Below are 16324 nucleotides of genomic sequence, written 5' to 3' on the forward strand. Positions count from 1 at the left end.
TGCCTCGATATGTCATCAGGCGCACACTTCTCAGCATGCGGTCAGACCCCAGACGAAGGAGGTAGCCATGACGGTCGGCTCCGCGGTCATCCCCGTCCCCCGTAAGCGCACGCGCCAGCTACTGTCCACCTCGGCCGGAAACCTGGTGGAGTGGTACGACTGGCTCGCGTACGCGTTCCTCACCACCTATTTCGCGGACCAGGTGTTCCCCAGCGCCGGGAACCGCCTCGTCCCCCTGCTCAGCGCCTTCGCCGTCTTCGCGGTCGGCTTCGTCATGCGCCCGATCGGCGGGCTCGTCATCGGGGCCATCGCCGACCGCGCCGGCCGGCGCCCGGCCATGACGCTCACCATCGCCCTCATGGGCGTGGGCCAGCTCATGATGGCCGCCCTCCCCACGTACGCCCAGGCCGGCCTGCTGTCGCCCCTGCTGCTGATCCTCATCCGCCTGATCCAGGGGTTCTCCGTCGGCGGCGAGTTCGCCGTGTCGTCGGTGTTCCTGGTGGAGTCGGCCACGCCCGGCCGCCGCGGCCTGTTCTCCAGCTTCAGCTACTTCAGCTCCAACCTCGGCCAGCTCCTGGCGGCCGGCGTGGCGAGCCTGCTCGGCAACGCGCTGTCCCAGGGCGACATGACCTCCTGGGGATGGCGGCTCCCGTTCGTCCTGGGCGCGGCGCTGTCCCTGCTCGGCCTGTGGGTCCGGTACGGGACGGAAGAGACCTACGTCCACGCCGAGGCGATAAGGAAGGGCCGGGTCGAAAGGCCGGGACTCTTCGATTTCCTGCGCCGGCATCCCAAGGAGTCGATGCTCGTCGTCGGCATGACCCTCGGCGCCACCGTGAGCTTCTACACCTGGTCCATCTACCTGCCGACGTACGCGGAGATCACCGTGGGGGCGGACCCGGCGCGGACGCTCACGGTCGGCACGATCGCGCTGGCGTTCTTCACCGTGATCCAGCCCCTCGGCGGGCTGCTGGCGGACCGCGTGGGCAGGAAGCCGCTGCTCGTCGCCTTCGGTGTGGGGATGACCGTGCTCACGGTCCCGATGCTGGGCATGCTGCGGGATTCCTTCTGGAACCTGCTGCTCATCTCATGCGTCGCCATGGTGCTGCTCACCGGCTACACCGCGGTGTGCTCGGCGGTCATGGTCGAGCTGTTCCCCGCCAAGGTCCGGACCACGGGCATCGGGTTGCCCTACGCGGTGACCGTGGCCCTGTTCGGCGGCACGGCGCCGTACATCGCCACGGCGCTCGCCGACGCCGGGCAGCGGCAGGCGTTCGGATGGTACGCCACCGCGCTAACGTTGATCTCCACGGTCGTCTACATCCGCATGCGGGAGACCAAGAACGCGGTGCTCGACTGAGACGACCGCGTCAGCGAGCGTCCTGCCGACGAGGCATGCGAGGCCCTATCGTATCCGGCGCGATCCCCGCGCGAAGATTGGAGTCGAGGACCGGTCATGGACACACAGGTCACCTATCCACGCGGCGACGTCCACGGGAAGTCCCGCGTGGTCACGTCCACCCCTCTGGAGAACGGGCACGGCGTGGTCACCGAGGAGACGCCGTTTCACCCACTGGATCACACCTGGCCCGACCAGCCCGCGGACCGGGGCACCGTGAACGGGCTGCCCGTCCTCGACTGCGTGACCGGCGCCTCCGATGGCACGCGGCTCTACCTCGGCACCGACATCCCGGCTCGGCGCGGCGCCGAGGGCTGGGACTGGCTCGTGGTCCATGTGCTGGAGGAGCCGGTCGACGGAGAAGCCGAGCTGATCGTCGACGCGGCGTACCGCAGGGCACTGTCGGCCGGCCACACCGCATGCCACCTCACCGCCCTGGCGCTCAACGAGGCACTGGCCGGCCGGTGGCGCAAGGAGACCGTGCCCGACTCGCTCGGCCATCCCGACTTCGACCAGGCGGCGATCTTCTCCTCCCGCGTCTCGGAGTACGGCAGCACCGACGTCTACCGCCTCGGCAAGTCGCTGCGCAGGAAGGGCTTCGACGCCGAGGGACTCGACCTCACCGAGCTCACGCGCCGGATCGAAGACCGGCTCGCGGAGTGGATCGCCGCTGACGCGCCGGTCATGGTCGAGGACCCGTCCGGGGCCCTGTCCGGCCGGCGGACGTGGCGCTGCTCGCTCCCGGAGGGACAGGCCCACATCCCGTGCGGCGGCACCCACGTCACCCGGACCTCCGAGCTGGGCGCGGTGGGCGTCTCGCTGTCCTTCGACGGCGCGGAGCTGACGATGCGCAGCCTCGTGAGCACGCCGCCCCTCCGGTAGCCCCCGCCTTCGCCGGGGGCGGCACCTGGTCGAGGCCGCGAACGGCCGACCGTATACCGGGAATATACATACGCCCGGGCTCCTCGTCCTAACCTCTCCAGGTGGTCCACACCACGGTCAAGCGGCCGTGAATCTGGAAGTGGAGGTCAGCCCGTGCTCGATCCGGCCGGCTCGTCCGTCCTCATCGTCGAACCGGTCTCCGGCGGCGCCGACGTCGCCAGGCTGGCGCACCGCCTCGGCATGACGATCGTGATCGCCTCGCGGGACACCGGCGACTGTGAGATCCCGGCGGACCTGAGAAAGATCACCTCTGTCGTGCTCACCGTCGACACCAACGACGAGCGGGCGTTGTTCGATGCGGTCACCGCCCACCACGAACGCGACCCGCTCGCCGCGGTGCTCCCCGGATGTGACTTCTACGTGGCCACGACGGCCAGGCTCGCAGCGCGTCTCGGACTGCCCGGCCTGCCGGTGGAGACGGTGGACGCCGTCCGCAACAAGGCGCGCATGCGTGAGCGTGTCGCCGCCGCCGGACTGCGCACGCCGAGCTTCGCCGAGGCCTCCTCCCTGGACGCCCTGCGCTCCGCGGCCGGGCGCGTGGGCTTCCCGAGCGTCATGAAGCCGGTCGAGTCCTCGGGCAGCATCCATGTGAGCAGGGCCGACGACTGGCCGCAGCTCGCCGCCGCCTACACCGCCCTGGCCGCCGACGAGGAGCTCGACCTCGGCCGCCCGATGGGACACACCGTCGTCGTCGAGCAGTACGTCGCGGGCGAGGAGGTCAGCGCCGATGGCTACGTCGAGAACGGTCAGGTCACCGTCGTCGCGATCACCCAGAAGGTTCTCGGCGCCGAACCCCGTTTCGTCGAGCTGGGGCACCTGACTCCGGCCGACCTGCCGGACGACGTGGCGAATCAGGTGATCGCGTACACGGGACAGGTGGTCCGGGCGCTCAACGTCACCTCCGGGCCGTTCCACTGCGAACTGCGTCTGAGCGACCAGGGTCCGGTCCTGATCGAGCTCGGCGCCCGGCTGCCTGGCGACGGCATCGTCGAGCTGATCCGGCACGTCACCGGAACGGATCTCGCGGCGGTCATGCTCGCGGCGGGACTGGGCATCGGCGCCGGGGAGTTGCCGGCGTTCGGCACGCCCACCGCGCCGCACGCCGCCGTGCGGTTCTTCACCACCGACGACCTGCGCTCCTACACCACCATCCTCGGGTGGGACCGGCTTGACGCCCTGCCGGACGTCATCGGAAAGCAGCTCTGCATCCCTCCGGGCGAGCCCATCCCCGAGACCGGCGACTGCCGTTCGCGGCTCGCCTGGGTGCGCTACGCGGCCGGGTCACACGAGGCCGTCCGGAGGTTCTGGAAGGACCTGGACGACCTGGTGGTGCTCCCATGACCGACGTCCACGATTACGCGGCAGTGGGTGTCGGCCCGGCCAACCTGAGCCTGGCGGCCCTCGGAGCCGACGTGGAGAACCTGCGGAGCGTGCACTTCGAGGCACGCGCGAGCTTCTCCTGGCACCCCGGCCTCCTTCTGCCCGAGGCGACCCTCCAGGTCTCGCCGTTCAAGGATCTGGTCACGCTGGTGGACCCGACCAGCCGTTACTCGTTCCTGGCCTTCCTCGCCGGCGAGGGCAGGCTCTACCGGTTCCTCACCGCGAGGTTTCCCGCGGTGCTGCGCACGGAGTTCGACCAATATCTCCAGTGGGCCTCCAGGACCATTCCGTCCATCGAGTTCGGCACGGAGGTACGCAGCGTCCGCGAACGCGACGGGTACTTCGTCCTCCACTCGGGACACGGCGAGGTCACGGCGGCGAACGTGGTGCTCGGGACGGGCCAGACGCCGCTGATCCCCGACTTCATGCGCCCCCACCTGTGCGCCGACGTGTTCCATGCCGGGGAATTCCTCGCACACCCTCGGGAGGTGTCCGGTCGCGCCGTCGCGGTCGTCGGCGGAGGGCAGTCCGGGGCGGAGATCGTCCGCCACCTCATGCGCCTCGACGAGCCGCCGCAGAGCATCACCTGGATCACGCGCAGGCCCGGCCTCCTGCCGATGGACGACTCGCCCTTCACCAACGAGTACTTCTTTCCCGGTTACGCCCGGGAGTTCCACGGGCTGCCGCAGGCCCGCAAGCAGGAGCTCCTGGGCGAGCAGAAATACGCGAGCGACGGCATAGACCTCGCGACTCTGCAGGACGTCTACCGCGAACGCTACCGGCACGAGTGCCTGCTGGGCCGCAAAGACTGGCTCCGGCTGATGCCCCGCTCGGAGGTGACCGGCTGCGCACGGCTGTCCGATGGCTGGGAACTGGAGGTGAAGGGCGCGCAGACCTCGATCGTCCGGTCCGACGTCGTCGTCCTCGCCACCGGTTACGAGTACCGCCTTCCGGACTGCATGAGCGAGCTCGCACCCCGCCTCGCCAGGACCGCCGATGGGCTGGTGGTCGGCGACGACTACTCGCTGTCCCTCGACGGCGAGACCACCGGCCGCATATTCCTGCAGAACGGCGCCCGGCACGCCTGGGGCATCGCCGACGCGAATCTCAGCCTGCTGTCGTGGCGCAGTGCGGTCATCCTCAACGCGATTCTCGGATATCGGAGGTACAACACGTGATCCTCCCGCGACTCGGCTTCGAGGCGCTGCCGCGCGAGTTCGAGGCGCTGGACGAATGGGCCGCGTCCCTCGGACCGTTCGAAGGCGACAGTCCCTTCTCGATGGCGCGCTTCACGCTGGCCTCCGGCGGCTCCACCCCACCCGACAGCCATGCCGTGCAGGAGATGTGGCTGATCCTCGACGGCGCCGGAACCGTCCGCTACGAGGGCCGGCCGTACGAGGTCGGCAAGGGCGATCTTCTGGGTTTCGCGCCCTTCACCGAGCATGTGGCGCTGGCGGACCGCGGCGTCCCGATGAGCGTGTTGTCGATCTGGTGGCACAAGAGCAGATGACCGAGGCGATCCAGGACTTCGATCTCGTGGTGGTCGGGGCCGGCGTCGTCGGCGCCATGACAGGCCATCTCGCCCTGGAGAGGGAGCCGGGCCTGCGGGTGCTCACCCTGGATCAGGGTGGCGTCAACGCGACGTGCCTGTCCGCGGGCCTCGACGTGCCGACAGGGCGGGACGCACGGCAGCGTGAGCTGGCGGCACGGAGCACCGCCCTCTACAGACGGCTCCTGACGGAGCGGCCCGGCCTCCCCGTCCGTTCCGTCGGCACCTTCTGGCTGCTCGCGCGGGACCGCGCTGACCGCCTCCGGGAGACGATGGCCGGCCCGGACCTGGTCGAGGCCGAGGTGGATGCCCTCGGCGGCCTCTTCGCGGGGCTGCGTCCGTCCGGCGGCCGGATCCTGCTCCGTTCGGAGGGCTCCCGCCATGCCGACGTCGCGGGGCTGGCCCGTGGCCTGCTCGACGAGCAAAGGGGCCGCCGCGGCTGCGCTGTCCGGCATGGCGAGCGGGTCGTCTCCGTACAGCCGCACGGGGACGGCTATCTGCTGGCCGGCGAGGGGCGGCCGCTCGCACGGGGCCGTAAGGTGATCGTCGCCACCGGTCCGTGGGCGTTGCACGGACCATTCGGTGCGCGGGTGCGGGCGGCCGGCCTGCGCGTCAAGAAGGTCGCCGCGTTCCACGTGGACCTCAGGGCCGCCGACGACGCGCCCGTGCTGATCTTCGAGGACGACGACGCGTTCCTGCTGCCCCAGCCGGAGAGCGACCGCTGGCTCTTCAGCTTCACCTCCAAGGAGTGGGACGGCTCTCCCGTCACGGGATCGCCCGCCCTGAGCGGTGCAGATCACAGCGAGGCGGTTCGCGTCCTGCGCCGGTACGTCCCGTCGCTGGTCGAAGCGCTCTCTGGTGGGCGTGCCTTCTACGACGGCTACACCCGCGACCGTCTGCCCCTGGTCGAACCGGTGCCCGAGCACCCCGGCGTCGTCCTGGCGGTCGGCGGTAACGGATCGGGCTACCGCCTGGCGCCCGCGATCGCCGAGCGAGCCCTCGACCTTCTCACCCCTCAATCACCTGGAAGTGGTCGCTCATGAGCATCGGCTCCACAGGCCTCATCCGGAGGGCGGGCACCTTACCGCCGCGCCGCTACCTGCTGGTCCCCCCCGAGCCGACACCCAACGGACGACTCCACCTGGGGCACATCGCGGGCCCCTTCCTGCGGATGGACATGCTCAGCCGGTTCGTCCGCATGAGGGGCGACCTGCCGACCACGATCACCGGAAGCGACGTCTACGAGCCGTACATGACGCTCAAGGCGGTCGTCGAAGGACGCGCCGAACGTGAGCTCGCCGCCGAATACCACACGCTCATCGCCGAGGACCTGGCCGCGATGGACATCGGCCTCGACGTGTTCATCAACCCGGCCGAGCAGCCATGGCGCGCGGCCTTCGAGGAAGAGGTGGCCGGCTGCCTCCGGCGGCTGCGGGAGCGGGGAGCGGTGACGACGCTCCGCGAGCGGGTCCCCTACAGCCCCTCCGCGCGGCGGTTCGCCGTAGGCCCATGGCTCGCGGGCAGGTGCCCGGACTGCGGCGCCGGCGCGGGCAGCTACTTCTGTGAGGTCTGCGGCGGGCACTTCCGGCCGGAGAACCTGCGCGACCCTCGCGGCACGAACGGGACGAGCCCGCTCGAATGGCGGGAGATCACATCGCTGTTCCTGCGGCCGGCGGATCCGGAGGAACTGGCGGCGCGGATGGCGGACATCGGGGTTCCGGCGCGCTACCAGGAGACGGTGAGACGCTACCTGAGCCGCGAGGGCGGGATGGTCCGCGCCAGCGCCCCGGAAAGCTGGGGGATTCCCCTGGACCGGGCGGACCCCGGCGTACCGCGGACGCTCTTCCCGTACGCCGGGATCTTCATGTTCGCCCGGCTGGTCGGCGCCGTCCACGGCTCGGTGAGCGGCACCGGCGTCAACGCGTTCGACCCGGGCGCGGACGTCGTCACGGTCACCAGCCTCGGCGTCGACAACGTGATACCCACACTCGTCTGCATCGTCGGCACGTCGCTGCTCCACGGGGACATGAAGACCTACGACCGGACGCTGATCAACGAGTTCTATGCGCTCGAGGGCGAGAAGTTCTCCACCAGCAGGGGCCACGTGATCGGGGCCGTCGACATCGCCCGCACCCCGGGCATCGACGTCGACGCCGTCCGATACTTCCTGGCCGGAACCCGGCTCGAGGAGCGGCGGGACAGCATGGAGCCGGAGTCGTTCGTCGAGACCGTCAACGTCCGGCTGGCCGGCGGCCTGACGCCGCTGCTGGAAGCGGCCCGCCGCTCGCTCGCCGAGATCGCCGCCCCCGAACCGATCACGGACGGGCAACTGGCGAGACTGGAGGTGCTGCTGGCCCGGCAGCAGTCGGCCCTGGACGGCCCGGTCGTCTCGACGTCCGAGGCGGTGGAGGCCTTCGATCTCTGGTGGCAGAGCGTCGCGGACCTCGAACAGAGCGCCTACTGGTGGCTGAAGGGCGTGAGCGTCCTCGGATGCCCGATCGTCCCCCGCCTGAGCCGCCGGATCTGGGAGGTCCTCGGCGGTGCGGGAGAGCCCGACCTGAAGGCATTCCTGGACCCGACGCGACCGCGCGAGGCCGGGTCCCCTCTGGGATTCGGCACGATCAGGATCGGCGACCTCTTACCGGTCCTGCCGGCCTCCTCTCGGTACGCCCTGGCCTGACGCCCCGCACGGCTACAGCGACCCCTCACTCCGACCGACGGGAAAGACGATGCCGAGCCCGGCCCGCCCCCACTACCTCGTCATCAACCGCTACGACGACAGCGACGCCGAATACTTCCGCTACTGTGCGGATCACCCGTGCGATCTGTCGTACCTGACCCTGAACGGGTACACGAAAGCACTGGGCCCGGTCGAGCCGGGCAGGATCCGCGCCGTCCCGGACCTGCAGCCCGCCACGCTGGCGCCGCCCGCCCGGGCCCTGGCCGAGCAGTACGGACGATTCCACGGAATCGTCGCGCTCTCCGAATATGACGTGCTGACAGCGGCGCTGATGCGGGAGGAATTCGGCACTCCAGGGCCGGGTGCCGATCTGGTACGGGCGTTCAAGGACAAGGTCGTGATGAAGGACCGCCTCGCCAAGCGGGGCCTGCCGGTTCCGCGTTTCATGGAATTGGGCGCCTCGACCACGATCGCCGAGATCTCCGCGGGAATCGGCTTCCCGCTCGTCCTCAAACCTCGGGCGGAGGCCGGTTCTGTCGGGGTGAGGATAATCTCCGGCGAGGAAGAACTCGTGGCGGCACTCGACGGCCTCGATGTCACGGCGTTCGAGTGCGAGGAATTCATATCCACGGAGATCTACCACGCCGACGGAGTCCTCTCCGAGGGAGAGCGGCACTTCCTGAGCGTCTCCGGCTACCTCAACACCCCCTTGGACTTCCTTCGGGGCAAGCCGCTCGGCTCGGTGACGCTGGACCCGGGCCCGCTACGGGATGAGATCGGCGAATTCGCGGTGGCGTGTCTCAAGGCGCTCGGCCTGGTGACCGGCTGCTTCCACGTCGAGGTCATCCGCCAGCCCGACGGCGGTCTGGTGTTCCTCGAAGCGGGGATGCGCGCCGGCGGAGCGGAGGTGCCCTACATCCACCGGGACCTCCACGGCATCGACCTCATGACGGAAAGCTTCCGGACGGTCCTCGGGATCCCGCTGCTGTCGGCAGGCGTCCGCTTCGGCGACGCCCCGGCCGGATGGGTGGTGATGCCCGAACCCGACCGGCGTCCCAGCCGGGTGGTCCGTCGCTCCGCGATGGTGGACTCCGTCCCGCAGGTGTACGCCGAAGTGCTGCCCGAGCCGGGGGAGATCTTCGACGGGACCGGTGGCTACTTCCACGTTCCCGGGCGTTTCAGACTGGCCGGACCGGACGAGCGCGGCATCCGCGCCGCGGCTCGGAGGGTCATGCAGGAGTACGTGGTCGAGTTCGAACCGGTCGACCCCACTCCATGACATGGCCGGAGTCCAGTGGAGCAACCTCGCGGAACTGGCCAGGCTGGTCCAGTTCCGCAACCAGTTCCTCGCCAACGCCCTCTCCGCGGCCGGCAGCGCCCTGACGCCCGTCGCGCTGTCCTTCGGCGTGCTCGCGGCCACTGGCTCCGCGGCGGACCTCGGCCTGGTGCTGGCGTCGTACTCGGCGGCTCAGATCGTGTTCATGCTCGCCGGCGGCGTGTGGGCCGACCGCCTGCCGCGCAAGCGCCTGATGGTGCTTTCCGATGCAATCAGCGCGGCCTCGCAGATCACGTTCGGCCTTCTCCTGCTGGCGGGGCACGCACCGCTGTGGGCGATGATCGTACTTCACGGCCTCGCAGGTGCGGCGAACGCCCTTTTCGTGCCCGCGTCGGTCGGGCTGATCGCCGAGACCGTGCCGTTGCGACTGGTGCAGGAGGCCAACGCCCTGCTGTCGCTCACCCGCAACCTCTCCGTGAGCGTCGGGCCGGTGATCGCGGGGATGGCGGTGGTCTTCGCCGGCGCGAGCTGGGTGCTCATCGCCGACGGGCTGACCTTCCTCGGCAGCCTGCTGTTCCTTCGCCGGCTGGAGGTCCCCACCCGACCCCCATTCGAGACAGGCGGTTTCCTGCGGCATTTCCGTAGCGGATGGCAGGAGGTCGCGAGGCGGTCCTGGGTGTGGACGGGCATCGTCCTGTTCATGATCTTCAACTTCGTCTACTCGTCCCTCTACGTGCTGGGACCGGTGTCGCTGGCCGGCTCGGACAACGGCGGCCTGCTCTGGGGCGCCGTGGCCGCGAGCCTCGGGGTCGGCGACGTGCTGGGCAACGCGCTCGCCGTACGGTTCCGGCCGCGCCGCCTCCTGCTGGCCGGGCGGATCATGATGCTGCCGGCGGCCCCGCTGATCGTGGTGCTCGGGACGGCGCCGGAACCGGTCCTGCTCATGCTCGGCGGGCTGCTGGCCGGGATCGCCACCAGCTTTCCCAACACGCTCTGGGAGACGGCTCTCCAGCAGCACATCCCCAACTCGTCGCTGTCGCGGGTCTCGTCGTTCGACTACGCGGGTTCCTTCATCCTGAGGCCGGCCGGGCTCGCCGTCACGGCCATGGCCGCTTCGGCGCTCAATGCCCAGGTGACGTTGACGGCGGGTGCCGGGCTCATCGTTCTGGCCGTGATCGCGAGCCTTCTCGACCGCGGCACCCGGACCCTGGTCCGCAACGAGCGACAGGAGGAACCGGCGGTCTCCGGGACGGTGCGCTGACCCGCGAACCCGGTCGGCTCAAACGGGTCACCTCCGGAGACCTCGAACTCCGGCTCGTCGTCCGAGCAGAGGAGACCGGTCATGGACATTCGTGGAAGGGCAAGGCGCATTGCGTTGCGGTCGTCGCGCGCCATGCCGTGGGTTATTCCGTTGAGTCTCCAGTAACTGGACACTTTAGCGTTTCGGCATGGCCAAGAACAAGATCACTAGAGTCGTGAAGCTCCAGGTCAAGGCAGGTGAGGCGAGTCCGGCGACGGTCGGCAAGGACCTTGGACCGCTGGGCATCAACCTGATGGACTTCTGCCGTCGGTACAACGCCGCCACGGAGGCGCAGCGGGGGTTCGTGGTCCCCGCCGAGATCACCGTCTACGAGGACCGGTCGTTCGACCTCGTCACCAAGATGCCGACCACGGCGTCGCTGCTGCGCAGGGCGGCCGGCCTGGACGGCGGCAGCCCGCGTCCCGGGCACGAGCCCGCCGGGACGATCAGCCGCGACGCCCTCCGCGAGGTCGCCCGCACCAAGATGCCCGATCTCAACACCACCGACCTCGACCAGGCCGAGAAGATCATCAGAGGCACGGCCCGCTCGATGGGCCTCACCGTCAAGGAGTGAGGTCGTCCCACCAGACGCCCGGAACGTTGATCAGCGAGTTCTTGTGGCCGAGCGTGTAGACCACCTTGCGGCCGTCATCGGTGAGGGCGGCCGAATCCGGCCAGGTGGACATGGAGCCTCCCGCCATGTGCGTCCCCGAGGCGCTGTAGGTGTACAGCCTCTCCCCCGCGACCTCGCCGTAGTCGGAGTACCAGTCGTAGGCGAGCACGCGGCCGTCCCTGTTCAGGGCGATGGCCGTGCCGAACCCAGCGGCCTGGTCGGGGATCGCGATGTCCGCCGGGCCGGGCGCGGGCGAGTCCGTTCTTCTGATCACCAGGCCGGTGCTGCCGGATGGGTCGAAGTAACGCACCGCGACGACGATCCCGTCACCCGAGATGATCGGGTCCACCGTGTCGGCGCCGCCGAAGAGTTGCTTGGTGTTGTTGGTCGTGGCGTCGTAGAGGAGGGTTCGCGCGCCCTGGCCGCTGGCGGTGGCCCGGTCGTCCCAGACGACCTTCGTGCCGTCGCCGGACATGCTGCCGAAGCTGCCCGGGCATGTGGGCTGCAGCACTCCCGGGCAGTTCGTGACCTTCTGCGGCGGGCCGCCCTTGACCTGGCGGTAGAGATCCCAGTTGTTCCTGCTCGTGGGGAGGTACTTGAAGTAGAGCACCACCTGGCCGGTCTCGCTGATGCCCCTGATGCCGGCGCCGTCCTCCAGCACCCAGGAGGTCTGCGCGGCGATGTCGTGCACGATCACCCTGCCGTTGGCCTCGGTGAAGGCGATGACGTTGCCGTCCCGGCTGACGTACCAGTGGTCGGAGAAGCCCCCGGTGCTCGGCGTGTGGCCGTCGGCGCCGCGTGAGGCGACGACGATCTGGCCGGTCGTGGTGTCCTTGCGCAGGATCACCGGAGCGGTGCCGGCAGGATCGCGCACGTCCGCCGGCGCGAGGTTGCTCCGCTTCTGAGTCAGGAAGAACACGTACCGGCCGTCGCCCGAGATCGCGGCGCCGAACTTCGCGCCGGCCACCTGGGTGGTGTCGGGGTCGGGGTACACCTGTGAGTCGATGGCCAGATCGTCACCGTAGGGCGGTCCAGGGAAGGTCACGTCGAGCGGTGAGGACACGACGCTCTGGGAAGGTCCGCTGTTGCCGGCGGCGTTCCGCGCGTAGACCGTGGTGATCCAGTCGATCGGCCTTGACGAGTACAGCCCGTGGAGCAGAGTGTGCGTCTCCTGCGGCTGCCCATAGGCCATGGTCGTCGTCGCGCCGGCGGTGGCGTCGGCGGGCCGCGCGATGACCACGTACTCGAGGACGGGGCTGGTCCCGGCCGACTTCGGCGGCTTCCAGCTAACGCTGAGCCGGTTGACTCCCCAGTGGGTCAGTCCGTCGTCGAGGGGTTCGCTGGGCGATCCGTACCCGCTTCCGATGACGATGACGCCGCGTCCGGTCAGTTCCGGGTGGGACCCGTCCGAGGGCGCGACGACCTCCACCTCGGCGGCCCCCACGCGGTCGGCGATGTAGGTGCCGTCGGGCGTGAGGCTTCCCGGCCCGCTCACCAGCCGCCACCGCCGGGGTATGTCGTCGGGGTAGCGCGACACGACGGCCTTGAGCAGGAGCCTCTCCCCGGGGTCGATTCTGCTGACGGTGGGCTGGACCGCGATGCCGTAGAAGTCGCCGCCCTGCGCGATGGTGTAGAAGAGCAGCGGGATCAGGTTGTCGTTCCGGTAGACCGCGTAGTCCTTCCCCACGCTGCTCATGCCGACGAAGACTCCGAGAGAGAGCGCGAAGCGCACCTCCCACCAGGGGCTCTGGGTGGTGTCGGCCTCGAACTGCACGGACGGCGTCGCGACGAGCCCGCCTCCGACCACGCCCCACAACAGGAACTGCGTGTCGACGGGGATGCTGACCGTGATGCCGGCCTCGCCGTAGACGCCCAGGCCCTGGTCGAGTGAGGCGCCGGCGCCGCTGCTGAACCCCTGGCAGGTCGTCGCCTTGCCGAGGTGGCACTGCGTGCCGAGCTCCTTCTCGTAGCGCACGGCGTAGGTGACCCCGACGCCGCTGGTCAGTTCCACGCTGAGCTCGACGACGAATCGCAGGCACACCAGGATGGGAATGCGGCCCACCCGGACGGTGAAGCACGGCCCCTTGATCGCGCCCAGGCGCAGCCGTGGGGTGCTGACGTCGTCGAGGACCACATGGCCCTTGACGCGCAGTTCCGCTTTCGTCTTGACGGAGGCCCGGTAGTCCGTGCCGCGTCCGCTCGCGTTGGCGCTCGGGTTGGTCTTGAGTTTGGGGTGGATCTCCAGTTCTCCTTCGATCTTCGCGGTCGTGCGGCCGCGCACGCGATGCTCGTACTGGAGGACCGCCACCAGAGCTTGCTGCTTGATGCCGAGCTCGGCGCCGGGCTCGCCGGCCGTGATGGCGGCGTTGTCCTTGATCACGGGCTTGCTGAGGCGTACGCCCGGGAGCGCCGGGGTGAAGTGCAGGGTGTCGCCGGTGTCGATGTCGGTGTCCAGGGCGAACCCGGCCTCGGTGTAGGCGTCGGAGAGGGACGCCTGCGCCGTGCTCACCAGGATCAGCCCGCTCTGTCCCTTGACGGCGAGGACGCGGGCGAACATGCCCTCGGGGGTCTGCGGGGTCTGGTCGAGGCAGATCAGCGTTCCGGCGGTCAGCCCGGTCACCTCGGCGGGCGGGTTCTCGAAGACGAGTGTGCCGTCGCCGCGTACCTCCCGCAGCGTCGCCACGGCCGCGGGCGTCAGCATCACCGGCGCCGGCTGCCCCGGCTGCGGGGTGAGGTTCGGGACCACCGACGGGGTCGGGGCACTGGCCGGTCCCGCGCCCGCCGCGTTGGACGCCTTCACGGTGAAGGTGTAAGCGGTGGCGGGATCGAGCCCAGTGATGGTGGCCGTGGTCGTGCCCGACGTGACGGTCTTCCCGCCCGGGCTCGCGGTGACGGTGTACCCGGTGATGGGCGAGGTCCCGACGTCGGCGGGGGCCGTCCAGCTCACCTCGGCGCTGCCGGCGGCCGGGGTGCCGACGGTGACGTGCGTCGGCGCGGCCGGGGCGCGCGCCGCCGACGGCGTGACGGCGGAGGCGACGGCCGCCTCGCTGGTTCCCGCCGTGTTCTCGGCGACCACCGAGACCGTGTAGGCGGTTCCGTTGGCCAGCCCCGTGAGCGCGGCGGCCGTGGTGTCGGGAGCGGTCTTCACGGTCGTCCCGCCGGGCTGTGCCGTGACGGTGTACCCGGTGATGGGCGCGCCGCCGTCCACGGCGGGCGACCACTGGACGTCGATCCGGCCGTCGAGGGGGACGGCGAGCAGGCCGGGGGGCGTCATGGGCACCTGGGCCGGCTGGGGCTCCACCGGGTTCGACGGCGCGGACGGCTGTCCCTCGCCGAGGCCGTTCACCGCGGTCACGGTGAAGGTGTACGAGGTGCCGTTGGTGAGGCCCGGGACGATGGTCTCGGTGGCGTCCGGTGGCGTCTCCACCCGCGCGCCGCCGGGGGCCGCCGTGACGACGTACTTGGTCAGGCTCGCTCCGCCGTCCGCGGGCGGGGCCCAGGAGACCCGTACCGCCGTGTCGCGGGCGTAGACGTCGGTGACGAACGGCCGGTCGGGCTTGCTCGCCGGCCGCGGCATGACGGGGTCGGAGGCGGCCGAGGGGGCGGAGGTGCCGGAAGCGCTGCTCGCGGTGACCGTGAAGGTGTAGGAGGTGCCGTTGGACAGGCCGCTCACGGTCGCCGTCGTGGCGCCGGTCGTGGTGGCGGTCGCGCCGCCGGGCGAGGCGGTGACCGTGTACCCGGTGATGGCCGGGCCGGAGCCGGCCGGAGCCTGCCAGGAGACGGTGGCGGCGGCGTCCCCGGGGACGGCCGTCACGTGTGTGGGGGGCGAGGGTCTGACCGGTGCGGCGAAGTAGAGGTAGGTGTCCAGGTACAGGGTGGCGGCGGCGGTTCCGAGGTTCTTGACCACGAACTTGCCGTCGGCGCCGAGCTTGGCGAGCACGAGGTTGGCCCAGTAGTCGCCCGGCTGGAAGTCGACCGACCCCCCTCCAGGAGGGTCCGTCTGGTCGGACGGATAGACGCGCAGCGAGTTGGCCACCGTGCTCTTGACGGTGAAGTTGACGCCGACCGCGGTGACCCCGCTCGCGGGTACGCCGCCCTTACCCAGCGGGGCGACGGTGTAGGTCGCGCCGGCGGCGACGCTGACGTTGCTGACGATGCGGGACGGGGTGACCGTGACGGCGGTGGAACCGGCGACATTGGAATCCGGCGCCGCGAAATAGCCCGAAATATCGGCGTAAACGGTGAGAGCGGCGCTGCCCTGGTTGTCGAAGGTCGCCTTCCCGTCCGGCCCGGGCGCCACGATGGCGAGGTTCGACATGTAATCCGACGGCCGGTACTCGATGTTGCTGCCGACCGGCCGCGCGGACCCGGAGGGGTAGACCGTCACCTTGCCGGTTACCGTGCTCTTGACGATCAACGTGATGGCGACGAACGCCACCCCGCTCGCCGGAACGCCCCCTATCCCCACGATGGGGAAGGAGGCGGTGGAGTTGGCGGCCACCGTCTGCTTGCTGATGATCCGCGCGGTGTTCAGCGGCACGTAGGTCGCCCCGGCATTCGAACCGGCCTGGCCGAGCCAGTAGCCGTGGACGTCGGCGTAGACGCTGACCGCCGCCGTCCCGGTGTTCCTGACCTTTATCTGCCCGTCGGCGCCCACCTTGACGATCATGAGCTGCCCGTCCCACACGCCGGACCGGTACCGCGCCCCCGTCACCGACGGCTCGGCCAGGCCCGACGCCCACACGTGCAGGTCGCCGACGGCGCTCGCGCCCTTGCCGGTGATCTCGACGGCCACCGCCGACACGCCGGTCGCCGGCACGGTCCCGGCACCGGCCACCTTCACCGTGGAGGTGGCTCCCGCGGCGATGGAGACGTTGTTGAGCACGCGTGCCCGCGCACCGAAGAACTGGCCCGGGCCGGGCGGGACCGCGCTCGCCGAGGCGGGGAGGGCTCCGACGACCTCCTGCGGGACCTGCAGGAACGCAGCGACCATCACCAGGCACACCAGTCGAGCAAGCCAGCGACCTAACAACCCGGGCCTCCCTAACCGCCGAGCGGGCGGCCGCGGTATGACCCGGCGCCCCGTCTGACAGCCAGCTTGCTGGGGACCCGTAGACAATCTGTCGAGACCTTGTTTAAGGTCTGTTCCTCGGAAGGCATGTGGTCACGGCACGGGGAGCCAGGCGCG

The 16324-nt window shown here is 70.2% G+C and carries 11 protein-coding genes; 10 read left to right on the top strand and 1 reads right to left on the bottom strand.

Features of this window, described 5'->3' with window-relative positions; all coding sequences use genetic code 11:
• Positions 1–67 precede the first annotated feature (67 nt).
• The 10 genes from DQ384_RS07075 to rplK all read left to right on the top strand — a co-directional run bounded on the left by DQ384_RS07075 (position 68) and on the right by rplK (position 11097).
• Positions 68–1357: an MFS transporter gene (locus DQ384_RS07075; protein WP_114027872.1), complete on the top strand. Its 1290-nt coding sequence runs from the start codon at positions 68–70 to the stop codon at positions 1355–1357.
• A gap of 96 nt (positions 1358–1453) precedes the next feature.
• Positions 1454–2278: an alanyl-tRNA editing protein gene (locus DQ384_RS07080; protein ID WP_114027873.1), complete on the top strand. Its 825-nt coding sequence runs from the start codon at positions 1454–1456 to the stop codon at positions 2276–2278.
• A gap of 153 nt (positions 2279–2431) precedes the next feature.
• The gene (locus tag DQ384_RS07085) at positions 2432–3679 is read left to right on the top strand and encodes an ATP-grasp domain-containing protein (protein WP_114027874.1); all 1248 of its coding nucleotides are present in this window, start codon (positions 2432–2434) and stop codon (positions 3677–3679) included.
• Positions 3676–4896: a lysine N(6)-hydroxylase/L-ornithine N(5)-oxygenase family protein gene (locus DQ384_RS07090; protein ID WP_114027875.1), complete on the top strand. Its 1221-nt coding sequence runs from the start codon at positions 3676–3678 to the stop codon at positions 4894–4896. Before DQ384_RS07085 ends, DQ384_RS07090 begins: the two co-directional genes overlap by 4 nt.
• On the top strand, positions 4893–5228 hold the full coding sequence (locus DQ384_RS07095; protein WP_114027876.1) for a cupin domain-containing protein: 336 nt from the start codon (positions 4893–4895) through the stop codon (positions 5226–5228). The genes DQ384_RS07090 and DQ384_RS07095 overlap by 4 nt, the downstream gene beginning before the upstream one ends.
• Positions 5210–6310: an NAD(P)/FAD-dependent oxidoreductase gene (locus DQ384_RS07100; RefSeq protein ID WP_147268679.1), complete on the top strand. Its 1101-nt coding sequence runs from the start codon at positions 5210–5212 to the stop codon at positions 6308–6310. The genes DQ384_RS07095 and DQ384_RS07100 overlap by 19 nt, the downstream gene beginning before the upstream one ends.
• Complete coding sequence (locus tag DQ384_RS07105; protein WP_114027878.1) at positions 6307–7947, top strand: class I tRNA ligase family protein; 1641 nt, start codon at positions 6307–6309, stop codon at positions 7945–7947. Before DQ384_RS07100 ends, DQ384_RS07105 begins: the two co-directional genes overlap by 4 nt.
• 49 nt (positions 7948–7996) lie before the next feature.
• Positions 7997–9226, top strand: coding sequence for an ATP-grasp domain-containing protein (locus tag DQ384_RS07110; RefSeq protein WP_114027879.1), 1230 nt, complete (start codon positions 7997–7999; stop codon positions 9224–9226).
• Between the two features lies 1 nt (position 9227).
• On the top strand, positions 9228–10484 hold the full coding sequence (locus DQ384_RS07115; protein ID WP_114027880.1) for an MFS transporter: 1257 nt from the start codon (positions 9228–9230) through the stop codon (positions 10482–10484).
• A 187-nt stretch (positions 10485–10671) separates the two neighbouring features.
• Positions 10672–11097, top strand: coding sequence for a 50S ribosomal protein L11 (rplK, locus tag DQ384_RS07120; RefSeq protein WP_114027881.1), 426 nt, complete (start codon positions 10672–10674; stop codon positions 11095–11097).
• Here rplK and DQ384_RS07125 read toward each other — a convergent pair.
• Positions 11087–16129 carry a fibronectin type III domain-containing protein gene (locus DQ384_RS07125; RefSeq protein WP_245966307.1) on the bottom strand — a complete coding sequence of 1681 codons (5043 nt, stop codon included), beginning with the start codon at positions 16127–16129 and terminating at the stop codon, positions 11087–11089. The two genes, rplK and DQ384_RS07125, sit on opposite strands and share 11 nt — an antisense overlap.
• Between the last annotated feature and the right edge of the window lie 195 nt (positions 16130–16324).

The sequence above is a fragment of the Sphaerisporangium album genome, assembly GCF_003323745.1.
Lineage (GTDB): Bacteria > Actinomycetota > Actinomycetes > Streptosporangiales > Streptosporangiaceae > Sphaerisporangium > Sphaerisporangium album.

What these genes read in the sequence shown, in the direction of transcription:
- DQ384_RS07110 (WP_114027879.1), top strand. Translation starts at nt 7,997, where the DNA reads ATGCCGAGCCCGGCCCGCCCCCACTACCTCGTCATCAACCGCTACGAC.
- DQ384_RS07080 (WP_114027873.1), top strand. Translation starts at nt 1,454, where the DNA reads ATGGACACACAGGTCACCTATCCACGCGGCGACGTCCACGGGAAGTCC.
- DQ384_RS07105 (WP_114027878.1), top strand. Translation starts at nt 6,307, where the DNA reads ATGAGCATCGGCTCCACAGGCCTCATCCGGAGGGCGGGCACCTTACCG.
- rplK (WP_114027881.1), top strand. Translation starts at nt 10,672, where the DNA reads ATGGCCAAGAACAAGATCACTAGAGTCGTGAAGCTCCAGGTCAAGGCA.
- DQ384_RS07125 (WP_245966307.1), bottom strand. Translation starts at nt 16,129, where the DNA reads ATGGTCGCTGCGTTCCTGCAGGTCCCGCAGGAGGTCGTCGGAGCCCTC.
- DQ384_RS07090 (WP_114027875.1), top strand. Translation starts at nt 3,676, where the DNA reads ATGACCGACGTCCACGATTACGCGGCAGTGGGTGTCGGCCCGGCCAAC.
- DQ384_RS07115 (WP_114027880.1), top strand. Translation starts at nt 9,228, where the DNA reads ATGGCCGGAGTCCAGTGGAGCAACCTCGCGGAACTGGCCAGGCTGGTC.
- DQ384_RS07075 (WP_114027872.1), top strand. Translation starts at nt 68, where the DNA reads ATGACGGTCGGCTCCGCGGTCATCCCCGTCCCCCGTAAGCGCACGCGC.